This window comes from Nocardia sp. NBC_00508 (genome assembly GCF_036346875.1).
Classification (GTDB): domain Bacteria; phylum Actinomycetota; class Actinomycetes; order Mycobacteriales; family Mycobacteriaceae; genus Nocardia.
This window is the reverse complement of the sequence record NZ_CP107852.1, coordinates 3223619-3250422: the sequence shown is the minus strand read 5'-3', so window position 1 is coordinate 3250422 and position 26804 is coordinate 3223619. Positions and strand designations below refer to the sequence as shown.

Here is a 26804-nt window from a genome sequence, read left to right as displayed (position 1 = left end):
CGCCTTCGCGCCGACGAGTGGCTTGCGACACCAGGACAACTGATCGCGCGAGCGCATCGGTAACTCACCGGGTACGCCCAGAACATGAGCGGAACCCAACGCAGGACCTGAACGCGAATCTTGCGTCACCCGACTGGTACGGCCTGAAGACCCAGAGAGGCGGGGGAGCGTGTCTGCTGTCCGTCGGTTTCTCATGGTGGCGGATCTGACGTGGGTGACGGCCGGGGCGATGACCGCCAACGTGGCCGGGTATCTGCTGCAGCTGCTGGCCGGACGGTGGCTGGGGGTCACCGGATACAGCGAGTTCGCGAGTCTGCTCGCGGTGCAGCTGCTGTGTGCGGTGCCGGCGCTGGCCTTGCAGAACGTGGTGGCCCGGGAGCTGGTTCGCGGTGCGGACGTGGCGGCGCTGCGCGGGTTGCAGTGGCGGTGCGCGTTGATCGTCGCCGTGGTGGTGGCAGTTCTGGTGCCGCTGGTATCCCGCACGCTGAACGTCGGTGTCGCCGCCACCGCGGCGGCACTCGGTGCCGCGCCCGCGTTGGTGCTGTTGTCCGGCGAGCAGGGTGTCTTGCAGGGCAACAAGCGGTTTCGGGCGTTGGGGGTGGTGTTGGGCGCGGCGGGGATATCCCGGGTCGCGCCCGCCTTGGTGGTTCTGGCGCTGAGCGGCGGCGCGACACTCGCGCTGTGGGCCGCGGCCTGCGGGATCGCGGCGGCGGCGGTGCTGGCCAGGATCGTGGCCGGTTCGCCGTCCACGCGGGTCGGTGCCGGAATCGAGGCGGGCGAGGTCGCCGCGGCCACGGGCGTGCTGCCGGTCCTGCGGGCCGCCCAGGTGCAGGCGGCGCTGATGGCGCTGCAGTCGGCGGACCTGATCGTGGTCCGGATCGTGCTGGACGACGTGGATGCCAGCCGCTACGCACTCGGCACCATCGCCACCAAGATCGCGTTCTGGTTGCCGCAGGCAGTCGGCGTGGTGCTGTATCCGCGGATGGCCCAGCCGACTCAGTCGGCGGGCGCCATCCGGGCCGCGCTGGCGGTGCTCAGCGGCATCGGCCTCGTCGCGGTGCTCGGCGCCGTGGTCGCCGCCCCGCTGGCCCCGCTGCTCGCCGGCGAGGACTACGCCCCGATCCAAGGCCTGCTGTGGCTGTTCGCGCTGCACGGAGCGGTGCTGGCCGTACTGCAAGGCGCGGTGCTGTCGGCTATCGCCGTCGACCGCACCTCGCTCGCGGTGGTCACCTGGCTCGGCCTGGCCGTCGAAGTCACGCTGATGCTGGCTTTTGCCCGCACGGTTCCGGCCCTGATCACGACGGCCGTATCGGTCGCGGCGACCACGACCCTGCTGGTCGCCATCGTGGTGTTGCGCGCGGCCGACAGCACGACACGCCCCGAGCCGCTGCGCCCGGTCGGTTGACGGGCCACTGCCCATGATCGAGCTCTCGACCACCGCGATCGTGTCGGTCGCGGTGGCCGACAACCCTGTTGGTCACGGTCATGGTCTTGCGCGCGGCCGACAGCAGACACGCCCTGAGCGGCTGCGCCCCGCCGGTTGACTGGCACCTACCTGAGATCGAGCCCATGATCGCCGCCGTACACGTTCTGGTCTACGTGGACGATCCGGACGGCCGAAGCTCCTCTCGGCAGGCTGTTCGCCACGGCATGCCTTGCCTTCGAGGGAAAGCTGGGCATACGTGACAACTGATTTCGTGAGTACATGGGTGGTACGCCCAAAACTTGCTCGGCACCCGACCTAGAACCTGAACGTGGGTTTCGCGGCACTTACCAGTACGGCCTGAGTACTCGGAGAGACGGTACAGAAACGAATTCGGCTCCCCAGCCGGATGGCGGGGAGCCGAATTCAGTGACGCTCAGCCGGATCAGGGTTGCTTGTTGATCCGGATCTGCTCGGTGGGCGCATCATCGCCGCCGCGACCGCCTGCACCCCGCGAGGTGCCGCCGCCCGGACGCTGGCCCGGGGCGCCGCCGGAGCGCGCGGGCGCCGGGGCGGGCCCGGCCCGGCGGACACCGAGGAACACGCCTGCGATCAGCGCGATCACGCCGAGGACGCCGAGGACGATCGGCATGATCCGGCCGTAGAGCGACAGCTTGTCGATGTTCTCCTTGGCCACCGAGATCTGCGACTCGACGGTGTTCTCGTCGAACACGATGTGCGACTTCAGCGCACTGATCTCCGGCTTGTCCGCGGTGCGCGAGTAGAACAGGTGCAGCTGCTCGCCACCCTTGATCACCGTGCCGGTCTGCGGCTCGACCCACAGGTCACGGGTGTTGGTGTAGTACCGGTTCATGGTCACCGGCTCCTCGCCGCCCTCGACGCCCCACTTGGCGGCGGGCAGGCTGAGCCGGTTGGTCGGCGACTGGACCACGTCGTTCAAGTTGGTGGCGGGCACCGACATCTGGAAGCGGTAGACCTTCATGTTGTTGATCTCGGTCTCTTCGACGAAGGTGGCGTCGAAAGTCTTGCGCACGTTGAGATCGAAGTAGGGGTAGGTCTTCTTCTCGGTGCCGATCGGGAACCGGTACTGCAGACCGGTGTGCTGCACCGGGTCGGCGATGGTCTCGCCTTCCTTGGTGGTGGTGACCGCGATGGAGCCGTTGGGCTCGGTGTCGACCGGCATGCCGGTCACGCGGTCGATGGTCACCCGGTCTACGAGCGCGCTCAGCAGGCCGGTGTCGCCCTGCTTGTCGATGCGGCGCAGCGTCTGGCCCGCCTGCACCGTCATCTTCTCGGCGTCGGCCGGTTCCTCGACGGTGAGGAACCGCTGCGAAACCAGCGGGACGTTGGTGTCGACTTTGGCGGAACCCTCCGGCGCGGTCAGCGACTTGGAGTCCAGCACTAGGCTTTCCTCACCAGGCTGATTCGTCGCGATCGTGGTGATCTCCAGATCGAGGGGAGTCTTCGCCAGCTTGTCGACGGTGTAGGTCGGGATCATCAGTGCGGCGACGATCAGCAGCGCGCCGAGACCCACCAGCAGGCAGGCCACCGTCCTTCTGGTACCGGCACTCAGTGCCATGCAAACTCTCCTCGTCGTAGAACACAGGCCGTTCCGTCGAGTACTGCGGGCATCCCGCGGCACTCGTGAGCCCCGACACTAACAGCCCGATGTCGTACCATGCCGCGTCGAGGCCGGAATCGGCCGAGAAATCGCCCGAGTTTAGCGTGAAATCTGAAACGTCGGGTTATCAACTGTGAATTCGCAAGGCAGACTGGAGCTTGATGACCGCGACGCTGCCCACCACCGCACCCGTTACCGAACGGGTGCGCCCGCGCGCGTTCGTGCCCGCGCTGGAAGGCATGCGCGGGATGGCCGCTCTCGGAGTCCTGCTGACCCACGTCGCCTTCCAGACCGCGGCCTCGGGCACGCCCGTCATCGGCCGGGTGTGGGGACGGTTCGATATGGCGGTCGCGGTGTTCTTCGCGCTGTCCGGATTCCTGCTCTGGCGCCCGCACGCCGCGGCCGCGCGCGGGCTCGACACCGCCCCACCGACCGGCTACTACCTGCGACATCGCGCCGCGCGCATCCTGCCCGCGTACTGGGTGGTGGTGTGTGTGGTGCTCGTGCTGCTGCCCAGTGCGGCCGGGACCGCTGGACTGCGGGTGTGGGTGTCGAACCTGGCGCTGCTTCAGGTGTTCATCCCACTGACACTGACCGACGGGCTGACCCAGATGTGGAGTCTTTCGGTCGAGGTCGCCTTCTATCTGGTGTTGCCGTTGCTGGCCTTCGCTCTGGTTCGACTGCGCGGCCCGGCGGCGCGCTGGCGAGTCCCCGTTCTGCTCGCTGTGGCGCTGATCAGTCTCGGCTGGAACTTCATTCCGGTGCCGACGCCGGACGCCATTCATCCCGACAACTGGTTGCCCGGTTATTTGCCGTGGTTCGCGGCGGGCATGCTGCTCGCCGAGCTCGCCGATAATAGCGTTCGGCTATCACGGTGGTGGAAGATCGCGGCGAACCAGCCTTTGATGTGGACGGTCGCGACGGTCGCCTTCCTGCTCGCCGCGACCGATCTGGCCGGACCGGCCGGGCTGACGCGAGCCGAACCGTGGCAGTACGTGGTGAAGATGGGCTTGGGCGCGATCATCGGGTTCACCTTGCTCGCGCCGCTGGTGCTGCGCGACCCGGCCGCGCGACCGCACCGCTGGCTGGAATCGCCGGTGGCCGCGATGCTCGGACGCTGGTCCTACGGCATCTTCATCTGGCACCTCGCGGTGCTGACGATCGTGTTCCCGGTGTTCGGCATCCTGCCCTTCTCCGGGGACTTCGTCTACGTCCTCGTCCTCACGGTCGCCATCACCCTCCCGCTCGCCGCGGCCAGCTACGCGCTGGTCGAGGAGCCGGTGCGACGCTGGGCCCGCAAGCGGGACCGGGTGAAGCGGGACGAAAAGCCCCAGCCTGCGCTCGGATAGACGACGCGGCAGCCACGTCAGCCGTCCAGCTGCCGGTGCATGTCCAGCAGGTGGTGGCGCATTTCGTGCAGGGTGTGCAGCGCGAGCCAACGCAGTGAGCGATCCGCTTGCTCGGGGTAGGGGAAGCTCAGGGTGCGTTCCCAGTCCTCGTCGCCGAGTCGCTCCAGCACGTTCGCGAACAGCAACGCGGCGTCGCGGATCTGGCGGGCCACGTCCGCGGGAGCCTGTTCCGCGTAGCCGTCGTACTCGACCCGCTCGTCCCGGCCCATCGGTATCGCGGGCGGGTTGTCCAGGCGGCGCGCGGCCAGCACACGCTCCCGCTGGGCCAGCAGCACATCCCGCATGTGGCAGGCGTATTCGAGCGGTGACCATACGTCGGGCCTGCCGCGCTGCCGTAGCTTGCCGGTATCCGCGCCCAGCAGGTCGGCGTACTCCACGGCGTGCTCCCGCGCCAGCGACGGCACCTCGGCCGCCGAAGCCAAGTCGTAGCAGAAACCGCATTCGGCACAGGTGTTCACGCGTGGGAACGTTAGCAACGAGTGCCGTTGCGGCGCACGGCGAATCCGCCTCTTCGCAAGCGGAAGCCCGCTTGTGCGCCCACGGCTATGGCAGTGGTCCCCGTAGGCGCTGAAGACCGAATCGGTGAGCACCGACGTGCGCTCCTCGGTGCGCTTCGCCGGCAGCTGTTCCACCACCGTCACATCGCGGTGCGGCGCGATCTCCACCCGTGTCCGCGACAGGTGGCAGGCATCCGTCAGCGACATGCGGCTGCCCGCGTCGGATGCCACAACTACGCAGCGCGCGGCAAGCGCGCTGACCGCGCCGAGGCGGCTGGCAGCGGCTCGCTCAGTCGGAGGCCGGTCGGCCGATCTCGTCCCCGGACTCGGCGGCCCGTTTCGTGTTCGGCCGGTCTTTGCGCTGGGGCAGCGCCGCGACGCCCACCGCGATGATCGCGATCAGTGCGGGCAGCTGCACCAGTAGCGACCCGCCCATATAACCGTCGGGCGAGCGCCATGGGCCGGTGGAGAGGGCGGCGGCGGACAGCGCGGTACCCACACCCGCCACGACGACGAGTGCTCGGGGGGCTAGGCGCGGCCTGAAACGAGTTGCGACCAAGGCGATCACCGTGACGACCGCACCCACCGGCCCCACGATCAGCGTGGTCGCACCGGCGAGCCCGGCCGCGCCCATCCACCTGCGGCCCCAGGTGTCCGGCGGTGATCCGGCTTGCGGGCCCTGTTGCGTGGCAGGCGAATCCGCGACCGTGCGAGTGTGTTCGGCCGCGGCCGCATCCGGTCGCTTCGCCGTGCGGCCGCGACGCGGGATGGCGAGGGCGGCGAGCGGGATGAGCAGCAGCAGGCCACCGAAGATGCCGAGGCGATACCAGCGGTCGGCCGGGAACGAGACGGTGACCGGTTCGGTGGCGTCGGCAGGCAGCAGCCAACCTTGCTGCCACCCGTCGACCACCACCGGTTCGAGGACACGCCCGTCCGCGGTGGTCGCGTGCCAACCGACGTTGGTGCTCAGGGGCAGCACGAGCAAGCGCGTTCCCGCATCCGGCTGGTGCGCGGCGGACGCCTCGGTGCTGTTCAAGCGCAGGCGGTCCACGAAGAACAGGTCGGTCGGCCCGACCGAGACGTCCACCCGGCCCTGCGGCAGCGCAAGCTCGCCTGACCGCTCGGCCGCGTCGTCGGTGCAGACCCGGGCGGGAACCGGAGCGCCGGAGCGCAACTCGCCGACGGTCGCGGTGACGGTGGTGGACAGGATCCGTCCGCCGACCTCGATCGTGGGGCCGAGCGCGCACGGGACGGTGAGCTCACGTTCCAGCGGCGCGGACTCGGGGTAATCCGGTCCGAGCACCGACACCTCCGCCAGGCCGGACGGTTGGGTCTGTGCGAACCCGAGCGCGGTCTTGTCCAGCACCGGCCGCCAGGTGCGCATGCTGAGCTCGATCCGGTCGGTCACGGTGGGGTGCAACGAGATGTGTACCGGCGTGCCGGGGTCGGCGTCGTCCAGCTCGCGTACTTGCGGGCCGTCGCCGAGATTCACCGTCACGGAGGTCGGCGCCGCGGGCAGGCCGCCGAGCGAGGGGGTCAGGTCCAAGCCGGTCACCAGCGCGGGTTCGGGCAGCTCGATCGTGAGCGTCGGCCTGCCACCGGTCATCGTGCGGACCGAGTCCTCCGGCGCGGTCCAGCTCGTGCGCGGATCGCCGTCGGTCGCGGCGAAGGCGGCGCCGCGCAGGTCGCCTACGTCGGCCTTGCCTCTGGCCACCGGGCGGCTGCGGTCGGTCAGCAGCGCCTCCAGCGCGGGCCCCTGCCTGGTCCGGACGGTCAGTTCGGGAGTGACCGACATCGGCTCATGCACCGTCAGCGTGCGCTGGAACGTTCCCGGTTCCTCCGGCGCCAACGCGAGGCCCTTGCTGCACCGCACTCGGTCGGGCGCGTCGAAACAGGCACTTCGGCCGGGGAATTCCTGGCCCAGATCCCATGCGCGCACCGGTGCGCCCACCGGAGTCGGCGGCAACACCGTCCGATGCCGGATATCGACGCGGACCGGCGCGTTACGGTCCGAGTAGTCGTCCAAGGCGAGTTCGCTGATGCCGAATTGCCCGCCGCCGGAACCGTCTTCGGTGCGGATGGCGGTGATGGTCAGCCATTCGGTCTTGCCCGCGGGCAGCGAAACCGACACCGGCGCACCTGGTTCGGATATCCGGACCGAGACGGTGCCGTTGGCGGTGCGCACCTCGACCCACTTGACCGGATCGCCGATGGCGGCCGCGCTGGTGGTCAGGTTCAGCTGCCCGGCCTTGACCGGGCGATCGAGGTCGAGCCGAAGCCACTGCCCCAACGCACGTTCGATGCCGCTGCTGATCCAGGCGGTGGCGGGGTCGCCGTCGACGACGGCCGCCGTCGAACTTCCCGGCGCCGCGCCGCCGAGCTGGGTGGCGTCCGCGGCCGAGCTGGACGCGGTGATCGTCGCGCCGGACCATTCGCCGCGCACCAGCTCGGTGCCTGGCACCGGATAGTCGGGGACCAGGTTGTGCGTGCGGCGCGCGTCATCGGGCGCCCGCAGCGCCGAATTGTGGTTGTCCACCCGGCCGAAATCGGCTTCGCGATCCATCGGCGTGTCGGTGACCGTCACCGGACCGACGGGTAGCCCGGCTCGAGCCGCGTCTGCGGCGAACAGGGTGGGAGTCTCGACGGCCTGGTCGCGGTGCAGTCGTTCGAGCACTTCAGGGCCGCCCTGTAGGTAAGGAACGTCGCCGAGGGAGACGGTGTATGCGCCGGGAAACGCCTCGGGCGCCCCGGTGCCGCCGCGCACCTCGGCGGGCGTTCCCGGGCCGGGCGCGTCCACCCGGTAGATCTCGATCGCCGGGTACGGCGGGCGCAGATCGCCGTCGGCTACCAGGTCGTCGGCGATCACCACCGATTCGATCGGGTCGCCGAACTCGGCGACCCTGCGCAGCCCGGGCGAGGCGTCGAGCGCCTGGTGGGCCAGCATCGGCCGCGTCGAGCGGGAGGTGTCCGGGTCCAGGTCGTTGCGCAGCACCACGATTCCGATGCCCTGCGCGGCAAGCGTCGGGGCCAGCCCGGTCGAGGGCCTGCCGTCGGCGATGAGCCGCTGCACCGAATCCATCGCGCGGATGGTGCCGGGCGGGTTCAGCGGCACCGCGTCGCGGATCGCCCACGGCGTGTCGGCCAGCGCTTGCAGTGGTTCGTCGCGGGTCAATCCCCAGACCTGGCTGCCGAACGGGGCGCCGGGTACGACCAGCGCGCGCGTGTCGGAGGCATTGTGCCGTAGCCAGTCCGCGGTCTGCAGCCAGTAGGCGGGCACCCGGTCGTAGGCGCCGCGCGGCGCGAGCTTGCCGGTCCAGGCCAGCGACGTGGACAGGGCCAGCGCGGTGAGGATCAGCGCGGCCACCGCGACCGCGCGGTCCCGCTCCGGATGGGCGAACGCGCCGCGCCAGACCGGCATCGGCACCGAGCCGGGCAACGGCACCCGAGCCAGCAGCTGAGCCAGCCCGAGCACGAGCGGGATGCGGATCAGCGGCTCCAGCTTGTGCACGTTGCGCAGCGGGGCGCCGCCGGAGTCCAGGAAGACGCGCACCGACTCCGCGAACGGCCCACCCAGCTCGCCCACGAACCCGGCGCAGATGCCGACCAGCCCGACGCACAGGATGAGCGTGAGCCTGCCCCGATACGGCATGGATCGCAGGGCCAGGCCCGCCATGCCCGCCGCTGCCACCAGACCGGTAGCCAGGACCGCCGCGGGCTGGGTCACCAGCACCGCGCCCGCGATGCGTTCCGGTGAGACGAACGGCGTCCAGCTGTCGGTGCCGCGCAGCACCTCGCCGAGCGAGGCCCACTGCGTGGTTACGCCCGAGGATTCGATGTAATCCAGGAACGGCGGACTCACCTTGCCGAGCAGCAGTAGCGGCACCACCCACCAGAACGTGGCGAGCACGAGCAGCGGAATCCACGCCGCGGTGAAGCGCCACCAGCGTCGGCTCGGCCGGTACGACATCCACCACAGCAGCGCAGGGAGGAACGCGGCCACCGTCGCCACCGCGTTGACCGAGCCCATCAGCGCCAGGGCCAGCGCGCTGCCCGCGGGCGATGCGGCACCGCCGCGCCGCCGCCGGTCCCGCTGGGCGATGCCGAGGGCGGCGGGCGCCAGCAGCACCCACGGCGCCAGCATCATCGGCAGCGTCTCCGAGGAGATCGAGCCGAGCGTGGTCAGCACCCGCGGCGACAGCGCGAACGCGAGCGCCGCGATGACTCGCGACCCACGCGTGCCGATGCCGAGCGTCTCGCACAGCCGGACGATTCCCCAGAATCCGGCGAGCAGCAGCAGCGCCCACCAGACCCGCTGCGTCACCCAGGCGGGTACGCCCAGCACATGGCCCAGCGAGAAGAACGCGCCGTGTGGAAAGAAATATCCGTAGGCCTGGTTCTGCACCTGGCCCATCGGCGCCTGGCTACTCCACAGATGGCTCGCGCGTGCCAGGAAGCCGAGCGGATTCTGCGCCAGGTCGTATTTCGTGTCGGCGACCGTGTTTCCGGGCGCCTGCGCGAAGGTCAGCAGGAACGCCACGACGACTGTCGCGGCGAACCAGCGTCTACCGAGCGGCGCGGTGCTGTGCTGCCCCGGCGCCCCGGAAGATCCGAGCGAGTCGGCAGATGAAGCGGAGGTCAGCGGGTCAGCGGCTGCCGTACTCAACGCTGTTCAGCAGCGAGGAGTCTTTGTCGCCGCTGCGGTCGATCTCGGGTCGCGTGTTCTGCTGGATGGCCATGGTGATGAGGAGAACACCGATCACGCCCAGCACGGCGCCCGCGACCGCACTAGCAACACCAGGGACAGCAAACTTCATCGCGGCACTCCAATACGTCGATGCAGGCACGTTCCCGGTCAACCTAGCAGGACGTCCGGTATTTGTATGCGCTCAGGCCGCGGAATCTCGATCGACTTGTCCCGCGGATCAGCGCTGCGGACGCGCTGACCAGCATGTGACCGGTCGCACAGGCCAGCCGGAATTCGGCGAATCAGTGCTCGGGCAGGCTGCAGTGCAGCGCGCCGAGCAGGGTGCGCAGCTTCGCGGTGGTCTCGTCCAGCTCCGCCTGCGGGTCGGAGGCCGCGACGATGCCGCCGCCCGCGTAGGCGTGCACCGTGCGGCCGTCGGCCGAGAGCTCCGCGCTGCGAATCGCGACCATCCACTCCCCGTCGCCGTCCGCGACACACCAGCCGACCGCTCCGCCGTAGAACCCGCGGTCCTCCTCGACGTGCGCGATGGTGTCCAAGGCGAGGTGGGTCGGGGTGCCGCAGACCGCGGGCGTCGGGTGCAGCAGCAGCGCCAAGTCCAGTGCGGTGATCGAGGTGTCGCGCAGGCGTCCGGTGATCGGCGTCGCGAGATGCCATACCTCGTGCGTGCTGATCAGCTCCGGGCTGTCCGGAATGGACAGTTCGGCGCAGATCGGGCCGAGCCGATCCCTGATCCAGTCGATCACGAACGCGTGCTCGTCGCGATTCTTGGTGCTGGCCAGCAGTTCTCGGGCTTGCGCCGCGTCGGCGTCCCGGTCGGCGAGCCGTGGCAGGGTGCCCGCCAGCGGGCGCAACGTCACGGTGCCGCCGTGCCGGGCGATCAGCACTTCCGGTGTGGCCCCGACCAGCGTCACCCCGGCGCGACCCGCGGGCGTCAGGTCGACGGCGAAGACGTTGGCGTGCGGATGCCTGGTCAGCAGGTGTCCCGCGACGAGTTCCGGGTCGAGTGCGAACTCCGCCTCCGCCAGCACCGATCGTGCCGCGACGACCTTGCGCAATGGTTGCGCCGGATCGCCCAGCTGCTCGACCAATTTCGTCACCCGTGCGATATGCTCTGCCGGACTGGGTATTTCGGCGACAACCCGGACCGCGGGCAGATCGGGTAGTGCGGCGGGCCGCCACGGACCGGCCGTGTGCTCAGCACGTTCGGGCACACTCAGGGCAGCGGGCCTGCGCGGATCGAAGGGCAGCGCACCCACGATCAGCTCCGCGCTCCCATCGCGCAGCGCCACCCCCGCCCGCTGCGCGTCATCGAACACGACCCGGCTCCCGTACCCCCGAACAACGCCGTCCGCCCGAGCAAGCAGGAACCCATCCATGGACCCAACGTAACCCCGCCGTCGGGTCCTATCGCTCTCGAGCGATCCAAATCTCACGAGTCACGCGGGCGAGCGGGTCAGGGATTCTTGCCGGGCGGGACGAGCAGGACGGGGCGATGACAGTGCTTGAGGACGGCGTCGGCGACGCTGCTGTGCAGGAGCGCGCGGATACCGGTCGCGCCGCGAGTGCCCGCGACGATGATGTCGACGTCCAGTTCGTCGGCGTAGTCGACGATGGCGTTCCAGATGGTCGTGGTGCATTCCGCGGTCCGCGCCTCGGCGTTCAGGCCCGCCAGCTCGGCAAGCCGCACGCCCTCCGAGTTGACGGCGCGAGCGTCGATGTAGGCGATGTCCTCGATCTGGTCGTCGGGCACCCATTCCGGTTGCATGACACCAGACAGCCCGGAGAGTCGAGCGGCTTGGCGCACCATCGGTTCCCACGCGGTCAGCACGATGGCTCGGTTCGCGCTGAGGAACCGCCCGGCGTATTCGATGGCGCGCTTGGCGTTGTCGGAGCCGTCGTAGGCGATGAGCATCAGATCGCAGGGCACGGTGACCTCCTGAGGGAGACGCACGGCGACACCAAGAGACTACCCCGCTCGGCCGACCCGAATCCGCTGGCACACCGTCCCCGACCTGCGCGAACACAGCCGAGTCGCATGCGGTAGCGCCGCAGCGATCTCGTTCCCGAGCCCAGTCGCCCCGACTCGGCCTCGGATGGGAAATGCACGAGCGGTCTGGTCGCTGCTCGACCGCGCCCGGTGTGCCAGCCACTTCGGCGGTAGCGGACGGATCCCCCACGACCCCAACCGCATTGCCGTCCGTTGGACCGACGCCACACGCGGCTGGGCCGCCGTCGCATCCGAGTCCGCGAGTTGCCCGCCCTTGTAGGGGCCCAGCCGCTGCTGTCGCCCATACCGCGGCGAGTACGGTTGACCTCTATGCGGAAGACGCCTCTGCTCGTCCTCACCGTTCTCGCCGCCATCGCGACCGCCTGCACGAACGGCGGTTCCTCCGATTCGGCGTCGCCGAGCAGCACCACACCGGACGCGCCGACTGCCGCGGTCCCGGTCACGTCCGCGGCGCCGCCGGACTGCACTGCCGGGTACCTCGCGCAGTTCACCACCCGCGAGAAGCTGGCCCAGTTGCTGACGGTCGGCGTCACCGGGGCGGCCGATGCCACGAACGTGGTGCGCAACGAGCAGATCGGCGGCATTTTCGTGGGCGGATGGACCGACCAGTCGTTGCTTGCGTCGGGCGAGATCACGCAGGTCAAGGAGGCGGCCAAGGTTCCGCTCATGGTGACCATCGACGAGGAGGGCGGTCGCGTCTCGCGCGTTCGCGATCTGATCGGCCCGGCGCCGTCCGCGCGGGTGACGGCGCAGACTATGAGCCCCGAGCAGTTCTACAGCGCGACGCTGGCCAGGGGGCGTGCACTGAAGGACGTCGGCGTGACGGTGAACTTCGCCCCCGATGTCGACGTCAGCTCCCAGCCCGACGACACGGTGATCGGCGACCGCTCCTTCTCCGATGACCCCGCCGTGGTCACCAGCTACGCGGACGCCTACATCCGGGCCATGCGTGAGGTCGGTGTCGGCACGGTGATGAAGCACTTCCCGGGGCACGGGTCCGGCTCCGGCGACTCGCACACCGGCGCGGTGCGCACTCCGCCGCTGGCGCAGCTGCAGACCGTGGACTTGGTGCCGTTCCGCGATCTGATCGGCTCGGGCGCGGCGGTCATGGTCGGCCACCTCGACGTGCCCGGCCTGACCACCCCGGATGTCCCGGCCAGCATCAGCCCCGAGACGATGGCGCTGCTGCGCGAGGGTCGCGGTTACGGCGCCGCGCCGTTCGAGGGCCCGATCTTCACCGACGACTTGGGCGGGATGGCGGCGATCACCGCCAGGATGTCGATCGAGGACGCTGTCGAGGCCGCACTCGTCGCCGGCGCCGACAACGCTCTGTGGATCACCACCGACGCGGTGTCGCGAGTGCTCGACCGGCTGGAGCAGGCGGTGTCGAGTGGACGTTTGCCGATGACGCAGGTGGATGCCTCGGTGCTGCGGATGGCCGCTTTCAAGGGTGTGTTGCCGCGCTGCTGAGGCAGCCGCATGAAGGACACCGCCGGGCGAAGCCCGCCTACAGCCCGCGCCGGGCCGAGCGAAGGCGAGGCAGCCGCACGGCGGGGGCGGGCGACTGGTGAGCAAATCGGACCGCCGGAACTTACCTTGGAGTAATATATGAGGTTCACCTGTGGTAGGAGTGTGGATGGCGGGCGGAACGAAGCGACTTCCGCGGGCGGTACGCGAGCAGCAGATGCTCGACGCCGCGGTGGAGGTTTTCTCGCGTAGAGGCTTCCACGACACCTCGATGGACGCGATCGCCGCCGAGGCGAAGATCTCGAAGCCGATGCTGTACTTGTACTACGGCTCCAAGGACGAACTGTTCCGCGCGTGCATCCAGCGCGAGGGGATGCGCTTCATCGAATCCGTCGTGCCGGCGGGCAACCCGCTGCTGTCGCCGCACGAGCAGGTCCGCACCGCGCTGGAGGGTTTCCTCGGCTTCGTCGACCGCAATCGCCGCTCCTGGCAGGTGCTCTACCGGCAGGCCATCGGTCAGCAGGCGTTCGCGTCGGAGATCGAGAACGCACGCGAGCGCGTCATCGAATTGACCGCCAAGCTGCTGGAATCCAGCGCCAAGCACGCCGAGCCGGGAACGAACTTCGATGTCGTCGCCGTCGCCGTCATCGGGGCGGGCGAGGCCATCGCCGACCGCTTGGCCAGTGGACGCATCGAGGTCGCCGAAGCCGTCGATCTCCTCGACGATCTGGCCTGGCGTGGTCTGGCCGGCCGCAAGAAGACCGAGTAGCCCCGCTTTTGCCCAGGCCGGTTGCTTCCGTGCCGCCCTCCTGCCAGAGTGCGTGAGTTCGACAAACGCGGACCGGCTCATTCGGTCGAGCCGGGGGAACGGGGCGGAAGTGTTCGGGTTGCTCAGGCCGTGTGCGCACGGCGCTCAGAAGTACGGCATCGATAGCACGGAATGGCGTGCGCATCTGTGCGGGTTGTGTCTCGGGTTGCGGGACGGGCACGGTCAATTCGCCCGCGCCACCACCAACAAGGACGCGCTGGTGCTGAGCATGCTCACCGAGGCGCAGTCCGGTTCGGCGCGGCGCACCACGGCGGCGCCGTGCCCGCTGCGCGGAATGCGGCGCGCGTCGGTGGCCGCCGCTGACTCGCCCGGTGTGCAGCTGGCCACCACAGCCTCATTGCTGTTGGCGGCAGCCAAGATTCGCGATCACGTGGATGACGGGGAGGTGGCCGCCCTCGCGCGCGGTCCGCTGGCGAAAGCGGCGACGCGATGGGCCGCAGACGCACACGCGGGCGCCGCGCGGATCGGCCTGGACGTCGAACCTCTCGCCGCGGCCCTCGAGGCCCAGGTGCGACTGGAGCAGGAGGCGAAAGAGCTGGTCGCCGCAGGCGTTTCGGGTGCGGCCGTGCGGCGGACGAACGCGTACGTGCCGGAATCGCTTGCCACCTCGCCGCATTGGCAGTCGGCGATGGCGCCATCGGCCGATCCGCTGGCCCGGCTCACCGCGCCCACCCAGCTGTGCGCGTCGGCGTTCTTCGCCCACACCGCCGTGCTGGCCGATTGCCCGGACAATATCGAGGCCCTGCGCGAGGCGGGGTGGCAGTTCGGCCGGATCGCGCATCTGGCCGACGCTGTCGCCGACTTCGACGATGATTCGGCGCAGCATCGCTTCAACCCGCTCGCGGCCACCGGAACCGCGGTGGGCGAGGCATACGACCTGCTACGGCAATCGAATTCGCGCTTGCGGACCGCCATCGCCGCAGCCGAGCTGAGCCGAGTGCCCACCGTGCGGTGGATGCTGCTCGATCCGCTGACCTCGGTGCTGCGGCGAATCGGCGGCGGCCTCGGGATGCTCGCCGCGCACACCTGCTCGGTGTCGCGCGACACCGCCGGACTGCCGCACGCCGAGATCCGCGCCCACGTGCGCGGCACCGGTCATCGGCCACCGACCCGCCGTCCCGGAGTGGGTGAATCTCTCGCGCTCATCCTGGGCGGGTATTGCACCGGCTACGCCTGCTGCGCCGACCACACACGACCGTGCACCGGCGAACGCAAGGACGCCTGGATCAAGCGGTGCGATTGCAGTGATTGCGGCGAGTGCGATTGCGGCTGTTGCAATTGCGGCGACTGTGGCTGCTGCAACTGCGATTGTGGCTGCGACTGCTGAACGCCGCTGGCGGCGAACCCACTGAAAGACACGAAACCGCCGCCCGATTCAGCTGCATCGGGCGGCGGCTCCGGTCGCTCAGCGAAGGGTCGCCGTCAGGTGCGAGTACCCCTTCTTCGGATGGCGCAGCGCCAGGTCCCAGCCGCCTTCCCCCTGATCGGCGTACACGTTCACGGTGGAGGGCAGCAGAATCGGCTTGCCGAACTTGACCGAATACGTGGTCTGCTCCGGAATGCGGCCCTCGACCGCGCCGAGAATGGTCGCCGCCGACCACATGCCGTGCGCGATCGACCTCGGGAAGCCGAATGCCTTGGCGCCCAACGCGGAAGTGTGGATCGGGTTGTGGTCACCGGACGCGGCCGCGTACCGGGTGATCGTCTTCTGGTCCACGCGCATCGCGCGCAGCGGCGGAGGCGGGACCTCCTCCGGTTGCGGCTCCGGCTTCGGCCCGCCCGACAGCGAGGTGCGCTGCTGGTGCAGGAACGTGGTGACCTGGTGCCACACCAGTTCACGCCCCACCTTGACGTCGCTGATCGCGTCGACGAGCAGACCCTTCGGGTGCTCGCGCAGATTCTCGATATGCGTGCGGATGTCCAGCGGCTCGCTCACCGAGATGTCGCGAGTGCGCTCGATGACGTTCTGCGCGTGCACCGCACCCACCGCGACGAATGGGAAGTCCCGCGCCACCACCAATTGCATGGCCAGCGGGAAGGTGAGGATGAACGGGTAGGTCAGCGGCAGCGCGTCGCCGAACCGCAGACCGGTCGCCCGGCAGTAGGCGGCGAGATGATCCGGATCGACCCGCAGACCCTCCAGCTGAACTGCCCGGTCCGGCAGCGTCGGCTTGCGCGCCGACAACAGCGGTACCGCGCCGAGCGCCGCTTTCGCGAACAGACGGCTGTTCTTCGGCGGCCCGGTGAGGGTGATCACCTGTGTCCGTTCCCCCGCTGCTGAGACGTGGGCCATCATGCTCCGATCAGGCTCTGCCCGCAGACCCGAACGACGTTGCCGGTCACCGCGTTCGAGGCCGGGCCCGCGAAGTAGGCAATGGTCTCGGCGACGTCGACGGTCTGGCCGCCCTGCTGCAACGAGCTCATCAAACGACCCGCCTCACGGGTTGCCAACGGGATGGCGGCGGTCATCGCGGTCTCGATGAAGCCGGGCGCGACGGCGTTGATGGTGATGCCCTTCTCCGCCAGCTTCGGCGCCTCGGCGGCGACCATGCCGATGACGCCCGCCTTGGAAGCGCCGTAGTTGGTCTGGCCGCGGTTGCCCGCGATGCCCGCGATCGAGGACACGTCGATCACGCGACCGCCCTCCTTCAGCGCGCCCCTGGCCACCAGTCCCTCGGTAATGCGGTGCGGCGCGGCGAGATTCACGTTGATGACCGCGTTCCAGCGGCCCTCGTCCATGTTCGCCAGCAACTTGTCGCGGGTGATGCCCGCGTTGTGCACGATGATGTCGATGCCGCCGAAGCGCTCGGCGGCGAATTCGGCCAGCTTCTCGGCGGCGTCGGGGGCGGTCACGTCGAGCGCGAGCGCGGTGCCGCCGACCTTGTTCGCGGTCTGCGACAGCGCCTCGCCCGCCGCCGGGATGTCGGCCACGATCACCTGCGCGCCGTCGCGGGCGAACACCTCGGCGATCGTCGCACCGATGCCGCGCGCCGCGCCGGTGACCACGGCGACCTTGCCCTCCAGCGGGCGGTCCCAGTCGGCGGGGGCGGCGGCGTCGTCCTTGCCGACGCGGATGACCTGACCGTCGACGAACGCCGACTTGGCCGAGAGCAGGAAGCGCAGGGACGACTCCAGACCGGTCGCGGCGGCCGACGCCTCCGGGTGCAGGTAGACCAGCTGGGCGGTCGCGCCGCGACGCAGCTCCTTGGCCACCGAGCGAGTGAAGCCCTCCAGCGCGCGCTGCGCGATCTGCTCGTCCACACTGGACGCCAGCTCGGGCGTGGTGCCGATGACCACGACGCGCCCGGACGCAGCGAGGCTGCGCATGGCGGGCTGGAAGAACTCGAACAGCTGCGAGAGGTCTTCGATCGTGCCGATGCCGGTGGCGTCGAACACCAAGGCGCCGTATTTGGTTTCGGGGCTGAGCGCGTCGGCGAAGGTGTAGTTCGACAGCAGCGCGCGGACCGGCTCGGCGACGCGGCCCTTGCCGCCGAGCAGTACCGGACCGGGCAGCGGCGACGCGCCCTTGACGTAGCGGCGCAAGGCCTCCGGCTGCGGCAGGCCGAGCTTGCTGGCCAGGAACGCGCCGGGAGCGGAGTGTACGAACGATCCGTAGAGGTTGGGAGCACCCTTACTCTTGCTGGCTGCCACTATTCCTACCTTTTCTGAGTTCTGTCTCTCGGGTTGGAGGTCGCCCCGACGTGGTCTGCTAGCGCACTTTTGCGGGGTACGTATCGACATTGAACTTACTCCAGAGTAAGTTCAATGTAAACAACCGCGACGGTGCGCCGATCTGCGTGGAAGCCTCCGCGCCGAACCGGGCCGCCGGGACATCCATCCACGAGACCTTGGAGACTCGAGTGACTAGCAAAGCCCGTTCGGCGAAGAGCACCGCCAAGACCGGTAAGACCACCCGCCCGGTCGCGATCGTGGGTGGCAACCGGATTCCGTTCGCTCGCTCGGACAAGGCGTATGCACACGCCTCCAACCAGGACATGTTCACCACCGCGCTGGACGGCCTGGTCAGCCGTTTCGGCCTGCAAGGCGAGCGGCTCGGCATGGTCGCCGGCGGCGCCGTGCTGAAGCGGGTCGGCGAGCACGGCTTGATCCGGGAGAGTGTGCTCGGCAGCAAGCTCAGCCCCTACACCCCCGCGCACGATCTGCAGCTGGCCTGCGGCACCGGGCTCCAGGCGATCGTCACCGTCGGTGACGCGATCGCCGCGGGTCGCATCGAAGCAGGCGTCGGCGGCGGCACCGACACCACCTCCGACGCGCCGATCGGCGTCAGCGAAGGCTTGCGCGAGTGGATGCTCGACGCCAACCGCGCCAAGACCAACACCGACCGTCTCAAGCTGGTCGGCCAGTTGCGCCCGAGCATGCTCGGCATCGAGATCCCACGCAACGCCGAGCCGCGCACCGGGTTGTCCATGGGTGAGCACGCCGCTATCACCGCAAAGGAATTCGGCATCGCGCGCGAGGCGCAGGACGAGCTGGCCTACCTGTCGCACAAGAACATGGCGGCCGCCTACGACCGCGGCTTCTTCGATGATCTGATCACGCCGTTCCTCGGCTTGACTCGTGACGACAACCTGCGGCCGAACTCCTCGGTCGAGAAGCTGGCCACCCTGAAGCCGGTCTTCGGTGTCAAGGCGGGCGACGCGACCATGACGGCGGGCAACTCCACCCCGCTGACCGACGGCGCCTCCGCGGTGCTGCTGGCCAGCGAGGAGTGGGCCGCCGAGCGCAGCCTGCCGGTACTGGCCCACCTGGTGGACAGCGAGGTCGCCGCGGTCGACTACATCCACGGCCCCGACGGCCTGCTGATGGCGCCCACCTACGCGGTGCCGCGCCTGCTCGCCCGCAACGGCCTGACCCTGCAGGACTTCGACTACTACGAGATCCACGAGGCGTTCGCCTCGGTGGTGCTGGCCACCCTGGCCGCGTGGGAGTCCGACGCCTACTGCAAGGAGCGCCTCGGCCTGGACGGTGCGCTCGGCTCGATCGATCGCGCCAAGCTCAACGTCAACGGCTCGTCGCTGGCCGCAGGGCACCCGTTCGCCGCGACCGGCGGCCGCATCGTCGCCTCCACCGCGAAGCTGCTGGCGGAGAAGGGGTCCGGCCGCGCGCTGATCTCCATCTGCGCCGCCGGCGGCCAGGGCGTCGTCGCCATCCTGGAGTACTAGCCCGCGCTGAAGTACTTGCGCACAGCGACGGTGGCCACCGCGCAGGAGGGGCCACCGTCGCTGTGCGGCTACTTGCCGGGGAGTTCGATGTGCCCGCCGAACGCCTCGCGCATCGCCGAGAGCATCTTGTCCGCGTACAGTGCCTCGCCCCGCGAGGAGAACCGCGCGAACAAGGCGGCCGCGAGCACCGGCACGGGCACGCCGGTATCGATGGCGGCATCGATCGTCCAGCGCCCTTCGCCGGAATCGGACACCCGGCCGCTGTAGGACTCCAGGTCCGGGTCGGCGTGCAGCGCGGCCGCCGTGAGGTCGAGCAGCCAGGAGGCGACCACCGAACCGCGCCGCCACACCTCGGTGACCTCCGGCACGTCGATGTTGTACCGGTAGTACTCGGGGTGCTCCAGCGGCGTCTCCTCCGCGGAGAACTCGCCCGCGTGCTCGGCACCGTAGTTGGCCTTGTGCAGGATATTCAACCCTTCGGCGTAGGCGGCCATGGCCCCGTACTCGATGCCGTTGTGCACCATCTTCACGAAGTGCCCCGCGCCCGCCGGTCCGCAGTGCAGATAACCCAGCTCGGCGGTGGACGGCTCGCCGGAGCGTCCGGGCGTCCGCTCCGCCGCCTCCAGACCCGGCGCGATGGATTTGAGCAGCGGATCCAGGTATTTCACCTGCTCCGCCTCGCCGCCGATCATCAGGCAGAACCCGCGGGTCCGGCCGAACACTCCGCCCGAGGTGCCGATGTCCAGGTAATGGATGCCTTTCGGCCGCAGCCGCTCGGCTCGCTCGATGTCCTCGTGGTAGCGGCTGTTGCCGCCGTCGATGACGATGTCGCCCGGCTCGAGCAGTTCGGCCACCTGGTCGATCACCGAGCCGGTCGCGCCCGCGGGGATCATCACCCAGACCACGCGCGGCGTCTCCAGCATGCTCACGAACTCGGCGAGGTCGGTGCTGCCCTGGAAGCCGTCCCCGAGCTCGGCGCGCAGTTCGTCGATGTGCTGGGCACGGCGTTCGTACCCGACGGCAGTGTGCCCGTCCGTGACGATCCGACGCACGATGTTGGCGCCCATCCGGCCGAGGCCGATCATTCCCAGCTGCATGCCATCCATCTCCCTCATATGCGAAGTCTTGCGGCGGGGTCGTCCTCCTCGATTCTCCCGCGTGTTTTCGATCACGGTTTGTCCGGCGCGTGTAACGCCCCCTTCGATACCCCGATAAACAGGACGGCTCCGCGCAGTTGCCAGACCCCCGACCCGGCAACTGCGCGGGCCTCTTTGCGTGAACGTGCTGTACCCGGTTCTTTGCACGGGATTTGCTGCATATCCGTGCTGTGCCGACCCCGTCGGTAAGGGCCACTATCGTTGGTGGGGACTCGCATCGTGTGGGTCCACAATTCAATGGAACGTGGAGGACGGTTCGTGACGAGCCAGCCGAGCACCGGAGACCGCGGCCCCCAAGCGGGGGGCGATGTCGGATGGCGCCAGCTCCTCGGGGCGGACCGACCCCAGGAATCAGACCAATCGGTCGGGTGGCGCGGCGATGCGCTGCCCACTCAGCCCCTGCATACCGGCCCCCGGCGCCCGTCGCCTCCGCCGCCGCGGCGGCCACCCGGGCGCCGTCCGATCTCCGACCCGCCGCCGAAGCGCCCGGCTGTCGCCATGGTGCGCCGTGTGGGCATCGCGGCCGGCGCGGTGCTCGCGATCGCGGGTCTCGGATACGCGGTGGACTGGGTGCTGTCCTCGGGTGACGTGCCCCGCGGCACCGTCGTCGCGGGCGTCGACATCGGCGGCATGGACAAGTCCGCGGCCGATACCGCCCTGCGGGCCGAACTCGAGCCGAGAGCGAGCCGGGAACTACCGCTGCGCATCGGTGACGTGCAGACCGGCATCGTGCCGAGTTCGGCCGGGCTCTCCGTGGACTGGAACGCCACCTGGACGCGGATCGGCTCGCAGCCGCTCAACCCGTTCACCCGGCTCGCCTCCGTGTTCACCACCCGCGACGTCGCGATCGTCAGCGCGGTGGACGAACCGGCACTGGACCGTCAATTGTCCGACCTGCGGGTGCACGACCGCCCCACGGTCGAGGGCACCATCACCTTCGACAAGGCCAGACCTGTTGCCGTACCGCCGGTTCCGGGCCGGGTGCTCGACGCCGCCTCCGCGCGTGCGGAATTGGTCGACAACTGGATCGCCGGTGCGGCGCTGGATCTTCCGGTCGTTCCCGCGCCGCAGAGCGTGCGCCCGGACGCGGTGGACAAGGCTTTGCGCGAGATCGCGCAGCCCGCCGTGCAGGCGCCGATCACGTTCGCGGGCAAGGGCGCGGGCGCCGAGCTCGAGCCGGAGCAGATCGCGTCCGTGCTGACCTTCGCGCCGGACGGACAGGGCGGTCTCGCGGTGTCGGTGAACCAGGACGCCGCGATCGGCCTGCTCGCACCGCAGCTCGCGCCTTCGGAAGTCGAACCGAAGGACGCCACCTTCGCGCTGTCGGGCGGTAGACCGGCGGTCGTTCCAGCGGTGATCGGCGACAAGATCAACTGGCCGAAGACCTTCGAACAGTTCAGCGCGCTGCTGGTCGCCCCCGGCGAGCGGACCGGGCAGGCGGTCTACGAGCGAATCGAACCGAAAGTGACCACCGAGGCGGCACAAGGCCTCGGCATCATCGAGTCCGTTGGTTCGTTCACCACCAGCGGATTCAGCGGACCGTCCGGTGTCAATATCCGCACCGTGGCCAGGAAGGTCAACGGTGCGATCGTGAAGCCGGGAGAAACGTTCTCGCTCAACGAATTCACCGGCCCGCGCGGTACCGCGGAAGGATACGTCGAGTCCGGCATCATCGACCACGGCCGACCGAGCACCGCGGTCGGCGGCGGCATCAGCCAGTTCGCCACCACGCTCTACAACGCGGCGTACTTCGCCGGTATGGAGGACGCGGGCCACACCGAGCACAGCTACTACATCTCCCGCTACCCGGCCGCCCGCGAGGCAACCGTCTTCGACGGCGCGATCGACCTGAGATTCCGCAACAACAGCCAAACCGGCGTTTACGTCGAAGCTTTCGTCACCGACTCGGAGGTGACCGTCCGGTTGTGGGGCACCAAGTCGGTGGACGTCGAATCCGTCACCGGCGAGAAGACCAAACCGACCGAACCCAAGACCATCACCTTGCCCAAGGGCAAGGACTGCATCGCCTCCGAAGGCGCCCCCGGCTTCACCATCACCGACACCCGCGTTATCACCGACCGCAAAACCGGACGCGAAGTCTCCCGTACGACGCGGACGGTGAAGTACGACCCGATTCCGGTCGTGAAGTGCGAGTGAGCGAGTCCGCTGAAGGGTGTGCGTCGGCAGGGCTCGTCGCTCGAACCTGTGGCAATTCGCGCTTCACAGCGGCGTTCGCATCAGCAGCACGTTGTACTGGGTGTGCTGGGTGACCAGGAAGTAGAGATCACTGCCGGTTTGGTACGGGAAGATCATCGGGGCGTAGGCGGTGGGCAGGGCGTGGGCTTCGATCAGTACCCGGGGTTCGCTCCACGGCCCTTCGGGGGCGGACGCGGTACGCATGACGACACTGTTGAACGGATCGGTGGTGAGCATGACGAACCGGCCGAGGTGGTCGTTCCACATCACCGATAGTTCGGCCACACCGCCGACGATCGGCGCCGCGGTTTTGGCGTCGGTGGGCTTCCACTCTCTGCCGTCCCAGTATTCGTAGGCGTCGATGTTGGCGATATCGGATTCTTTTGCGCGGGAGACGAATCCGGGGCTGTTGCGGCCGGAGGGAGTGCCGTAGCGGTATATGTAGCCGCCCGCCTTCAGGAAGGCGTTCTGCTGGAAGTTCTCGTGGCCGTCGACGTTGGCGCGGCGAGTGTGGGTGAGCGGCGTCCAGGTGGTGCCGCGGTCATTCGAGGCGGCCAGCGTGGAGAAGTTGGTGTGCCACTTGCCATGGTCGCCCCATTCGCGGACCGACATCAGGCTCATGTACTGCACACCGCCCACCGAGATGCCCGCCGTGGGGATCAAACTGATCTCGATGCCGGGAATCTTCGGGCTCGGCAACGGATTCGGCACCACGTCCTCGAAGAGGATGCCGTTGGCCGGGTCGTGTGTCGAGCTGCGGAAGAGCACGTTGCTGGTCCAGGCCCACATGCTGCCCGCAAGCAGGTTGGGGATGCCGAGCCCCGCGCTGTCGCCGAAGGCGGTGATCATCCGGCCATGGCCGTCGTCCCACATGATCCCGAGGTCGGTGCCGAGCACGTTGACATTCTCGGTGCGGTTCGGGCTGTCCATGCCGGTCACCTGGAACACGGCCTTGGTCGGGCCGGGCAGGTTCGGCAGTCCGTGGATGCCGTTGAGGGCTGGGATCGGTATCACGTTGTTGGGGTCGGCTCCGACCGGCGCGGCGGCGGCGAGCGAGAGGACCGCGGCGAGCGCACCGGCGCCGACAAGTGCGGACAGCGATCGAGTCATCCGGCAATTCCCTTCTCGTGGGACGCAGTCTGCTGGCTCATTGTGCCTGTTCGACGCCAGGATGTCGCCTACCTCGGCGCGTACGCGCCACGCGTTCGTTCGATCGGCACCAGCCGGTAGAGCCACCATGGCCGTTGCGGCAGCTCGGGGCTGTACACCCGCATGCTCATCGTGCGGACCCGGCGCGTGGCGAGGTCGCGTATCTGAACTCTGCTGCGCGGGATGTCCGCGGAGCGAACCTCGGTGGTCCACATGCGGTCCCAATCGGGGGAGCGGCGGCAGCGCTCGGCGATCTCCTCGACGCGCTCGCGCAGCGCGAGGGGGGACAGGATGCGGAAGGCGTCGACCAGAAGTTGCGCCTCGACGGCCCAGTCCACCATCACCCGTTTGGCGGCCGAGTCCAGAAACATCCACTCCAGCATGGTGGATCGCGCGACGGCTCCCGGAAAAGTCCGCTCGAAGGCGGAGTTCGCGGCCACCAGATCCTGCGTCGGCATCCGCTGATAGCAGGCTGGATCGGGAAGGCTGTGCAGGTCGGCCCGGTCGTCGGGGGTCGGCACCTCGGGTCCTGGTCCGTAGGCGGCTTCGAAGAAGTTCGGCAAGGTCAGCACGACGATGTGCCTGCGGTACCAGGTCGGCACTTCGAGCGCGTCGAACAGCTGCTCGAGCAGCGGGTAACTCGGCGTGACCGCGCCCGTTTCGACCTGGTCCAGCACCGGCTCGGCGAGTCCGGCGCGTTCGGCCAGGTGGGTGGCCGTCAATCCAGCGGCGAGTCGTCGTTCGCGCAAGTAAGCGCCGATCCCAGTCGCGTTGCGCATCACCTCGGGCACCTCTGCCGGCACTTTCCGTGCCGAACTATGTGAATCGGGAGGTTCCTGCCGCCTCCCGGGAGCACGCAATCTACCGGAGAGCATCGGCACGGAGCCGTGATCGGACGTCACGAATCGACAACCTAGACGACAAACGGCCCGGAGATGATCTCCGGGCCGTCGTGTGCGGCTGCCTCGCCTTCGCTCGGCCCGGCGCAGTCTTCGGACGGGCTACACCCGGCTGCGCCTTTTATGCGGTGTGCGAGTTGAATCAGAAGGCGGCTTCGTCCAGCTCCATGAGGTCGTTGTCCAGGGTGGCCAGCACGGCGCGGGTGGCGGTCAGCTCCGGCAGGATGTTGCGCGCGAAGAACTGCGCGACGGCGATCTTGCCCTGGTAGAACGCCTGGTCGGCGCCGGTCGCGCCGTTGTCGAGCGCGGCGATGGCGATCTCGGCCTGACGCAGCAGCTGCCAGCCGACGAGCAGGTCGCCGACCGAGAGCAGGAAGCGCACCGAACCCAGGCCGACCTTGTACAGCTCGCTCGGCTGCTCCTGGGCGCCCATCAGGTGGCCGGTGAGCGTGGCGGCCATGGCCTGCACGTCCTCCAGCGCGGTGGCCAGCAGCTTGCGCTCGCCCTTGAGGCGGCCGTTGCCCGCCTCGGACTCGATGAACTTCTGCACCTGGCCGGCCACGTGGGCCAGCGCGACGCCGCGGTCGCGGGCGATCTTGCGGAAGAAGAAGTCCTGCGCCTGGATGGCGGTGGTGCCCTCGTACAGCGAGTCGATCTTCGCGTCCCGGATGTACTGCTCGATCGGGTAGTCCTGCAGGAAGCCGGAACCACCCAGGGTCTGCAGCGACTCGGTGAGGTACTGGTAGGCCCGCTCCGAACCGACACCCTTGACGATCGGCAGCAGCAGGTCATTGACGCGGGCGGCCAGGTCGGCGTCCGCACCGGAAACCAGCTGTGCCACATCGGCATTCTGGTGCGCCGCGGTGTAGAGGTAGACCGCGCGCAAACCCTCGGCGTACGCCTTCTGGGTGGCCAGCGAGCGCCGCACGTCCGGGTGGTGGGTGATGGTCACGCGCGGCGCGGCCTTGTCCGTCATCCGGGTCAGATCCGCGCCCTGGACCCGCTCCTTGGCGTAGTCGCGGGCGTTCAGGTAGCCGGTCGACAGGGTCGCGATGGCCTTGGTGCCCACCATCATGCGAGCGTGCTCGATGACGTCGAACATCTGCGCGATGCCATTGTGCACCTCGCCCACCAGCCAGCCCTTGGCCGGGATGCCGTGCCCGCCGAAGGTGACCTCACAGGTGGACGAGACCTTCAGGCCCATCTTGTGCTCGACGTTGGTGACGAAGGCGCCGTTGCGCTCGCCCAGTTCGCCGGTCTGGTGGTCGAAGTGGAACTTCGGCACGAAGAACAGCGACAGGCCCTTGGTGCCGGCTCCCGCGCCCTCGGGGCGGGCCAGCACCAGGTGCATGATGTTCGGGAACAGGTCGTCGGAGTCGGCGGAGGTGATGAAGCGCTTCACGCCCTCGATGTGCCAGGAGCCGTCCTCCTGCTGGATCGCCTTGGTGCGGCCGGCGCCCACGTCGGAACCGGCATCGGGCTCGGTCAGCACCATGGTGGCGCCCCAGCCCTGGTCGGCGGCGATCTTCGCCCAGCCCTTCTGCTCTTCGGTGGCGTTGTTGTAGAAGATGTTCGCGAAGCCCGGGCCGGCGGCGTACATGAACGCGGCCGGCTGCGCACCCAGAAGCAGCTCCGCAATGGCCCAGTAGGCCGCGCGCGGGATCGGCAGGCCGCCGAGCTCCTCGGTGATGCCCAGCTTGTCCCAGCCGCCATCCTGGAGGGTGCGGTAGCTCTTCTTGAAGGATTCGGGCAGCGTGACCGTGTGGGTCGCGGGGTCGAAGACCGGCGGGTTGCGGTCGGCGTCGGCGAACGATTCACCGAGCGGGCCCTCCGCCAGGCGACGCACCTCGTTCAGCATCTCCTTGACGGTGTCCGCGTCGAGATCGCCGTAGGCGCCGCTATCCAGGATGGACCCGAGGCCCAAGACCTCGAAGAGGTTGAACTCCAGGTCGCGGACGTTGCTCTTGTAGTGACCCATTGTCAGTACTCACTCTCCGTTGAGTTGGTGCGGTCGGTTGGTTGCCGTTCCCGCCCGTTGTCGCTCCACCGGGTAGCCGTGCCGGTTTTCCGCATGCTACTCGCGGGTAACTTATGCGCCATATTACCGGTCGGTAATGAACGCGCAAAGAACTGAGCAGGCAATGTGACGCGTTTTACAGTGTTTGATGCACGCGCATTCGGCGCGGCCCTGGACGCGAGCCACCAGGGTAGCGAACACTCAGCGCGCAGGCGATGCACAA

19 protein-coding genes are annotated in these 26804 nt (G+C 69.0%); 7 read left to right on the top strand and 12 right to left on the bottom strand.

The annotated features are described in order from the left end of the window. Positions 1-193: 193 nt before the first annotated feature. The gene (locus tag OHA40_RS14490; protein WP_442944046.1) at positions 194-1405 is read left to right on the top strand and encodes a polysaccharide biosynthesis protein; all 1212 of its coding nucleotides are present in this window, start codon (positions 194-196) and stop codon (positions 1403-1405) included. 463 nt (positions 1406-1868) lie between these two features. On the opposite strand, the gene OHA40_RS14485 is transcribed toward OHA40_RS14490, so the two are convergent. Beyond that, positions 1869-3023: a DUF3068 domain-containing protein gene (locus OHA40_RS14485; RefSeq protein WP_330233567.1), complete on the bottom strand. Its 1155-nt coding sequence runs from the start codon at positions 3021-3023 to the stop codon at positions 1869-1871. Between the two features lie 203 nt (positions 3024-3226). Between OHA40_RS14485 and OHA40_RS14480 the strand changes: the two genes are divergently transcribed. Then, positions 3227-4414: an acyltransferase family protein gene (locus OHA40_RS14480; RefSeq protein ID WP_330233566.1), complete on the top strand. Its 1188-nt coding sequence runs from the start codon at positions 3227-3229 to the stop codon at positions 4412-4414. Positions 4415-4431: 17 nt separating this feature from the next. On the opposite strand, the gene OHA40_RS14475 is transcribed toward OHA40_RS14480, so the two are convergent. The 5 genes from OHA40_RS14475 to OHA40_RS14455 form a co-directional block, all read right to left on the bottom strand. After that, on the bottom strand, positions 4432-4869 hold the full coding sequence (locus OHA40_RS14475) for a DinB family protein (RefSeq protein WP_330234173.1): 438 nt from the start codon (positions 4867-4869) through the stop codon (positions 4432-4434). Between the two features lie 391 nt (positions 4870-5260). After that, positions 5261-9634: an alpha-(1->3)-arabinofuranosyltransferase gene (locus OHA40_RS14470; protein WP_442944001.1), complete on the bottom strand. Its 4374-nt coding sequence runs from the start codon at positions 9632-9634 to the stop codon at positions 5261-5263. Then, positions 9615-9785: a DUF2613 domain-containing protein gene (locus tag OHA40_RS14465; RefSeq protein WP_330233565.1), complete on the bottom strand. Its 171-nt coding sequence runs from the start codon at positions 9783-9785 to the stop codon at positions 9615-9617. The genes OHA40_RS14470 and OHA40_RS14465 overlap by 20 nt, the downstream gene beginning before the upstream one ends. Before the next feature lie 172 nt (positions 9786-9957). Continuing rightward, positions 9958-11052 carry an isochorismate synthase gene (locus OHA40_RS14460; protein WP_330233564.1) on the bottom strand — a complete coding sequence of 365 codons (1095 nt, stop codon included), beginning with the start codon at positions 11050-11052 and terminating at the stop codon, positions 9958-9960. Between the two features lie 77 nt (positions 11053-11129). Next, positions 11130-11603, bottom strand: coding sequence for a universal stress protein (locus OHA40_RS14455; protein ID WP_330234171.1), 474 nt, complete (start codon positions 11601-11603; stop codon positions 11130-11132). Positions 11604-11993: 390 nt separating this feature from the next. On the opposite strand from OHA40_RS14455, the gene OHA40_RS14450 reads away from it, so the two are divergent. The 3 genes from OHA40_RS14450 to OHA40_RS14440 all read left to right on the top strand — a co-directional run bounded on the left by OHA40_RS14450 (position 11994) and on the right by OHA40_RS14440 (position 15307). Next, positions 11994-13154 carry a glycoside hydrolase family 3 N-terminal domain-containing protein gene (locus tag OHA40_RS14450; RefSeq protein ID WP_330233563.1) on the top strand — a complete coding sequence of 387 codons (1161 nt, stop codon included), beginning with the start codon at positions 11994-11996 and terminating at the stop codon, positions 13152-13154. Positions 13155-13320: 166 nt separating this feature from the next. After that, on the top strand, positions 13321-13920 hold the full coding sequence (locus OHA40_RS14445; protein ID WP_330233562.1) for a TetR/AcrR family transcriptional regulator: 600 nt from the start codon (positions 13321-13323) through the stop codon (positions 13918-13920). Positions 13921-14029: 109 nt separating this feature from the next. Next, complete coding sequence (locus OHA40_RS14440) at positions 14030-15307, top strand: DUF5685 family protein (protein WP_330233561.1); 1278 nt, start codon at positions 14030-14032, stop codon at positions 15305-15307. Between the two features lie 78 nt (positions 15308-15385). Here the strand turns inward: OHA40_RS14440 and OHA40_RS14435 are convergent, their stop codons facing one another. After that, positions 15386-16276 carry a MaoC family dehydratase gene (locus OHA40_RS14435; protein ID WP_330233560.1) on the bottom strand — a complete coding sequence of 297 codons (891 nt, stop codon included), beginning with the start codon at positions 16274-16276 and terminating at the stop codon, positions 15386-15388. Next, complete coding sequence (locus tag OHA40_RS14430) at positions 16273-17631, bottom strand: 3-oxoacyl-ACP reductase (RefSeq protein ID WP_330233559.1); 1359 nt, start codon at positions 17629-17631, stop codon at positions 16273-16275. The genes OHA40_RS14435 and OHA40_RS14430 overlap by 4 nt, the downstream gene beginning before the upstream one ends. Positions 17632-17840: 209 nt before the next feature. On the opposite strand from OHA40_RS14430, the gene OHA40_RS14425 reads away from it, so the two are divergent. Next, on the top strand, positions 17841-19163 hold the full coding sequence (locus OHA40_RS14425) for an acetyl-CoA C-acetyltransferase (RefSeq protein WP_330233558.1): 1323 nt from the start codon (positions 17841-17843) through the stop codon (positions 19161-19163). A 68-nt stretch (positions 19164-19231) separates the two neighbouring features. Here OHA40_RS14425 and gnd read toward each other — a convergent pair whose 3' ends face one another. Beyond that, the gene (gene gnd / locus OHA40_RS14420; protein ID WP_330234170.1) at positions 19232-20260 is read right to left on the bottom strand and encodes a phosphogluconate dehydrogenase (NAD(+)-dependent, decarboxylating); all 1029 of its coding nucleotides are present in this window, start codon (positions 20258-20260) and stop codon (positions 19232-19234) included. Between the two features lie 570 nt (positions 20261-20830). On the opposite strand from gnd, the gene OHA40_RS14415 reads away from it, so the two are divergent. Continuing rightward, the gene (locus tag OHA40_RS14415) at positions 20831-22477 is read left to right on the top strand and encodes a VanW family protein (protein ID WP_330233557.1); all 1647 of its coding nucleotides are present in this window, start codon (positions 20831-20833) and stop codon (positions 22475-22477) included. A 63-nt stretch (positions 22478-22540) separates the two neighbouring features. On the opposite strand, the gene OHA40_RS14410 is transcribed toward OHA40_RS14415, so the two are convergent. The 3 genes from OHA40_RS14410 to OHA40_RS14400 all read right to left on the bottom strand — a co-directional run bounded on the left by OHA40_RS14410 (position 22541) and on the right by OHA40_RS14400 (position 26542). Beyond that, the gene (locus OHA40_RS14410; protein WP_330233556.1) at positions 22541-23626 is read right to left on the bottom strand and encodes a DUF4185 domain-containing protein; all 1086 of its coding nucleotides are present in this window, start codon (positions 23624-23626) and stop codon (positions 22541-22543) included. A gap of 68 nt (positions 23627-23694) precedes the next feature. Further along, entirely contained in the window at positions 23695-24444 is a 750-nt protein-coding gene (locus OHA40_RS14405) for a helix-turn-helix domain-containing protein (RefSeq protein ID WP_330233555.1), read from the bottom strand. 262 nt (positions 24445-24706) lie between these two features. Then, the gene (locus OHA40_RS14400) at positions 24707-26542 is read right to left on the bottom strand and encodes an acyl-CoA dehydrogenase (protein WP_330233554.1); all 1836 of its coding nucleotides are present in this window, start codon (positions 26540-26542) and stop codon (positions 24707-24709) included. Positions 26543-26804 lie beyond the last annotated feature (262 nt).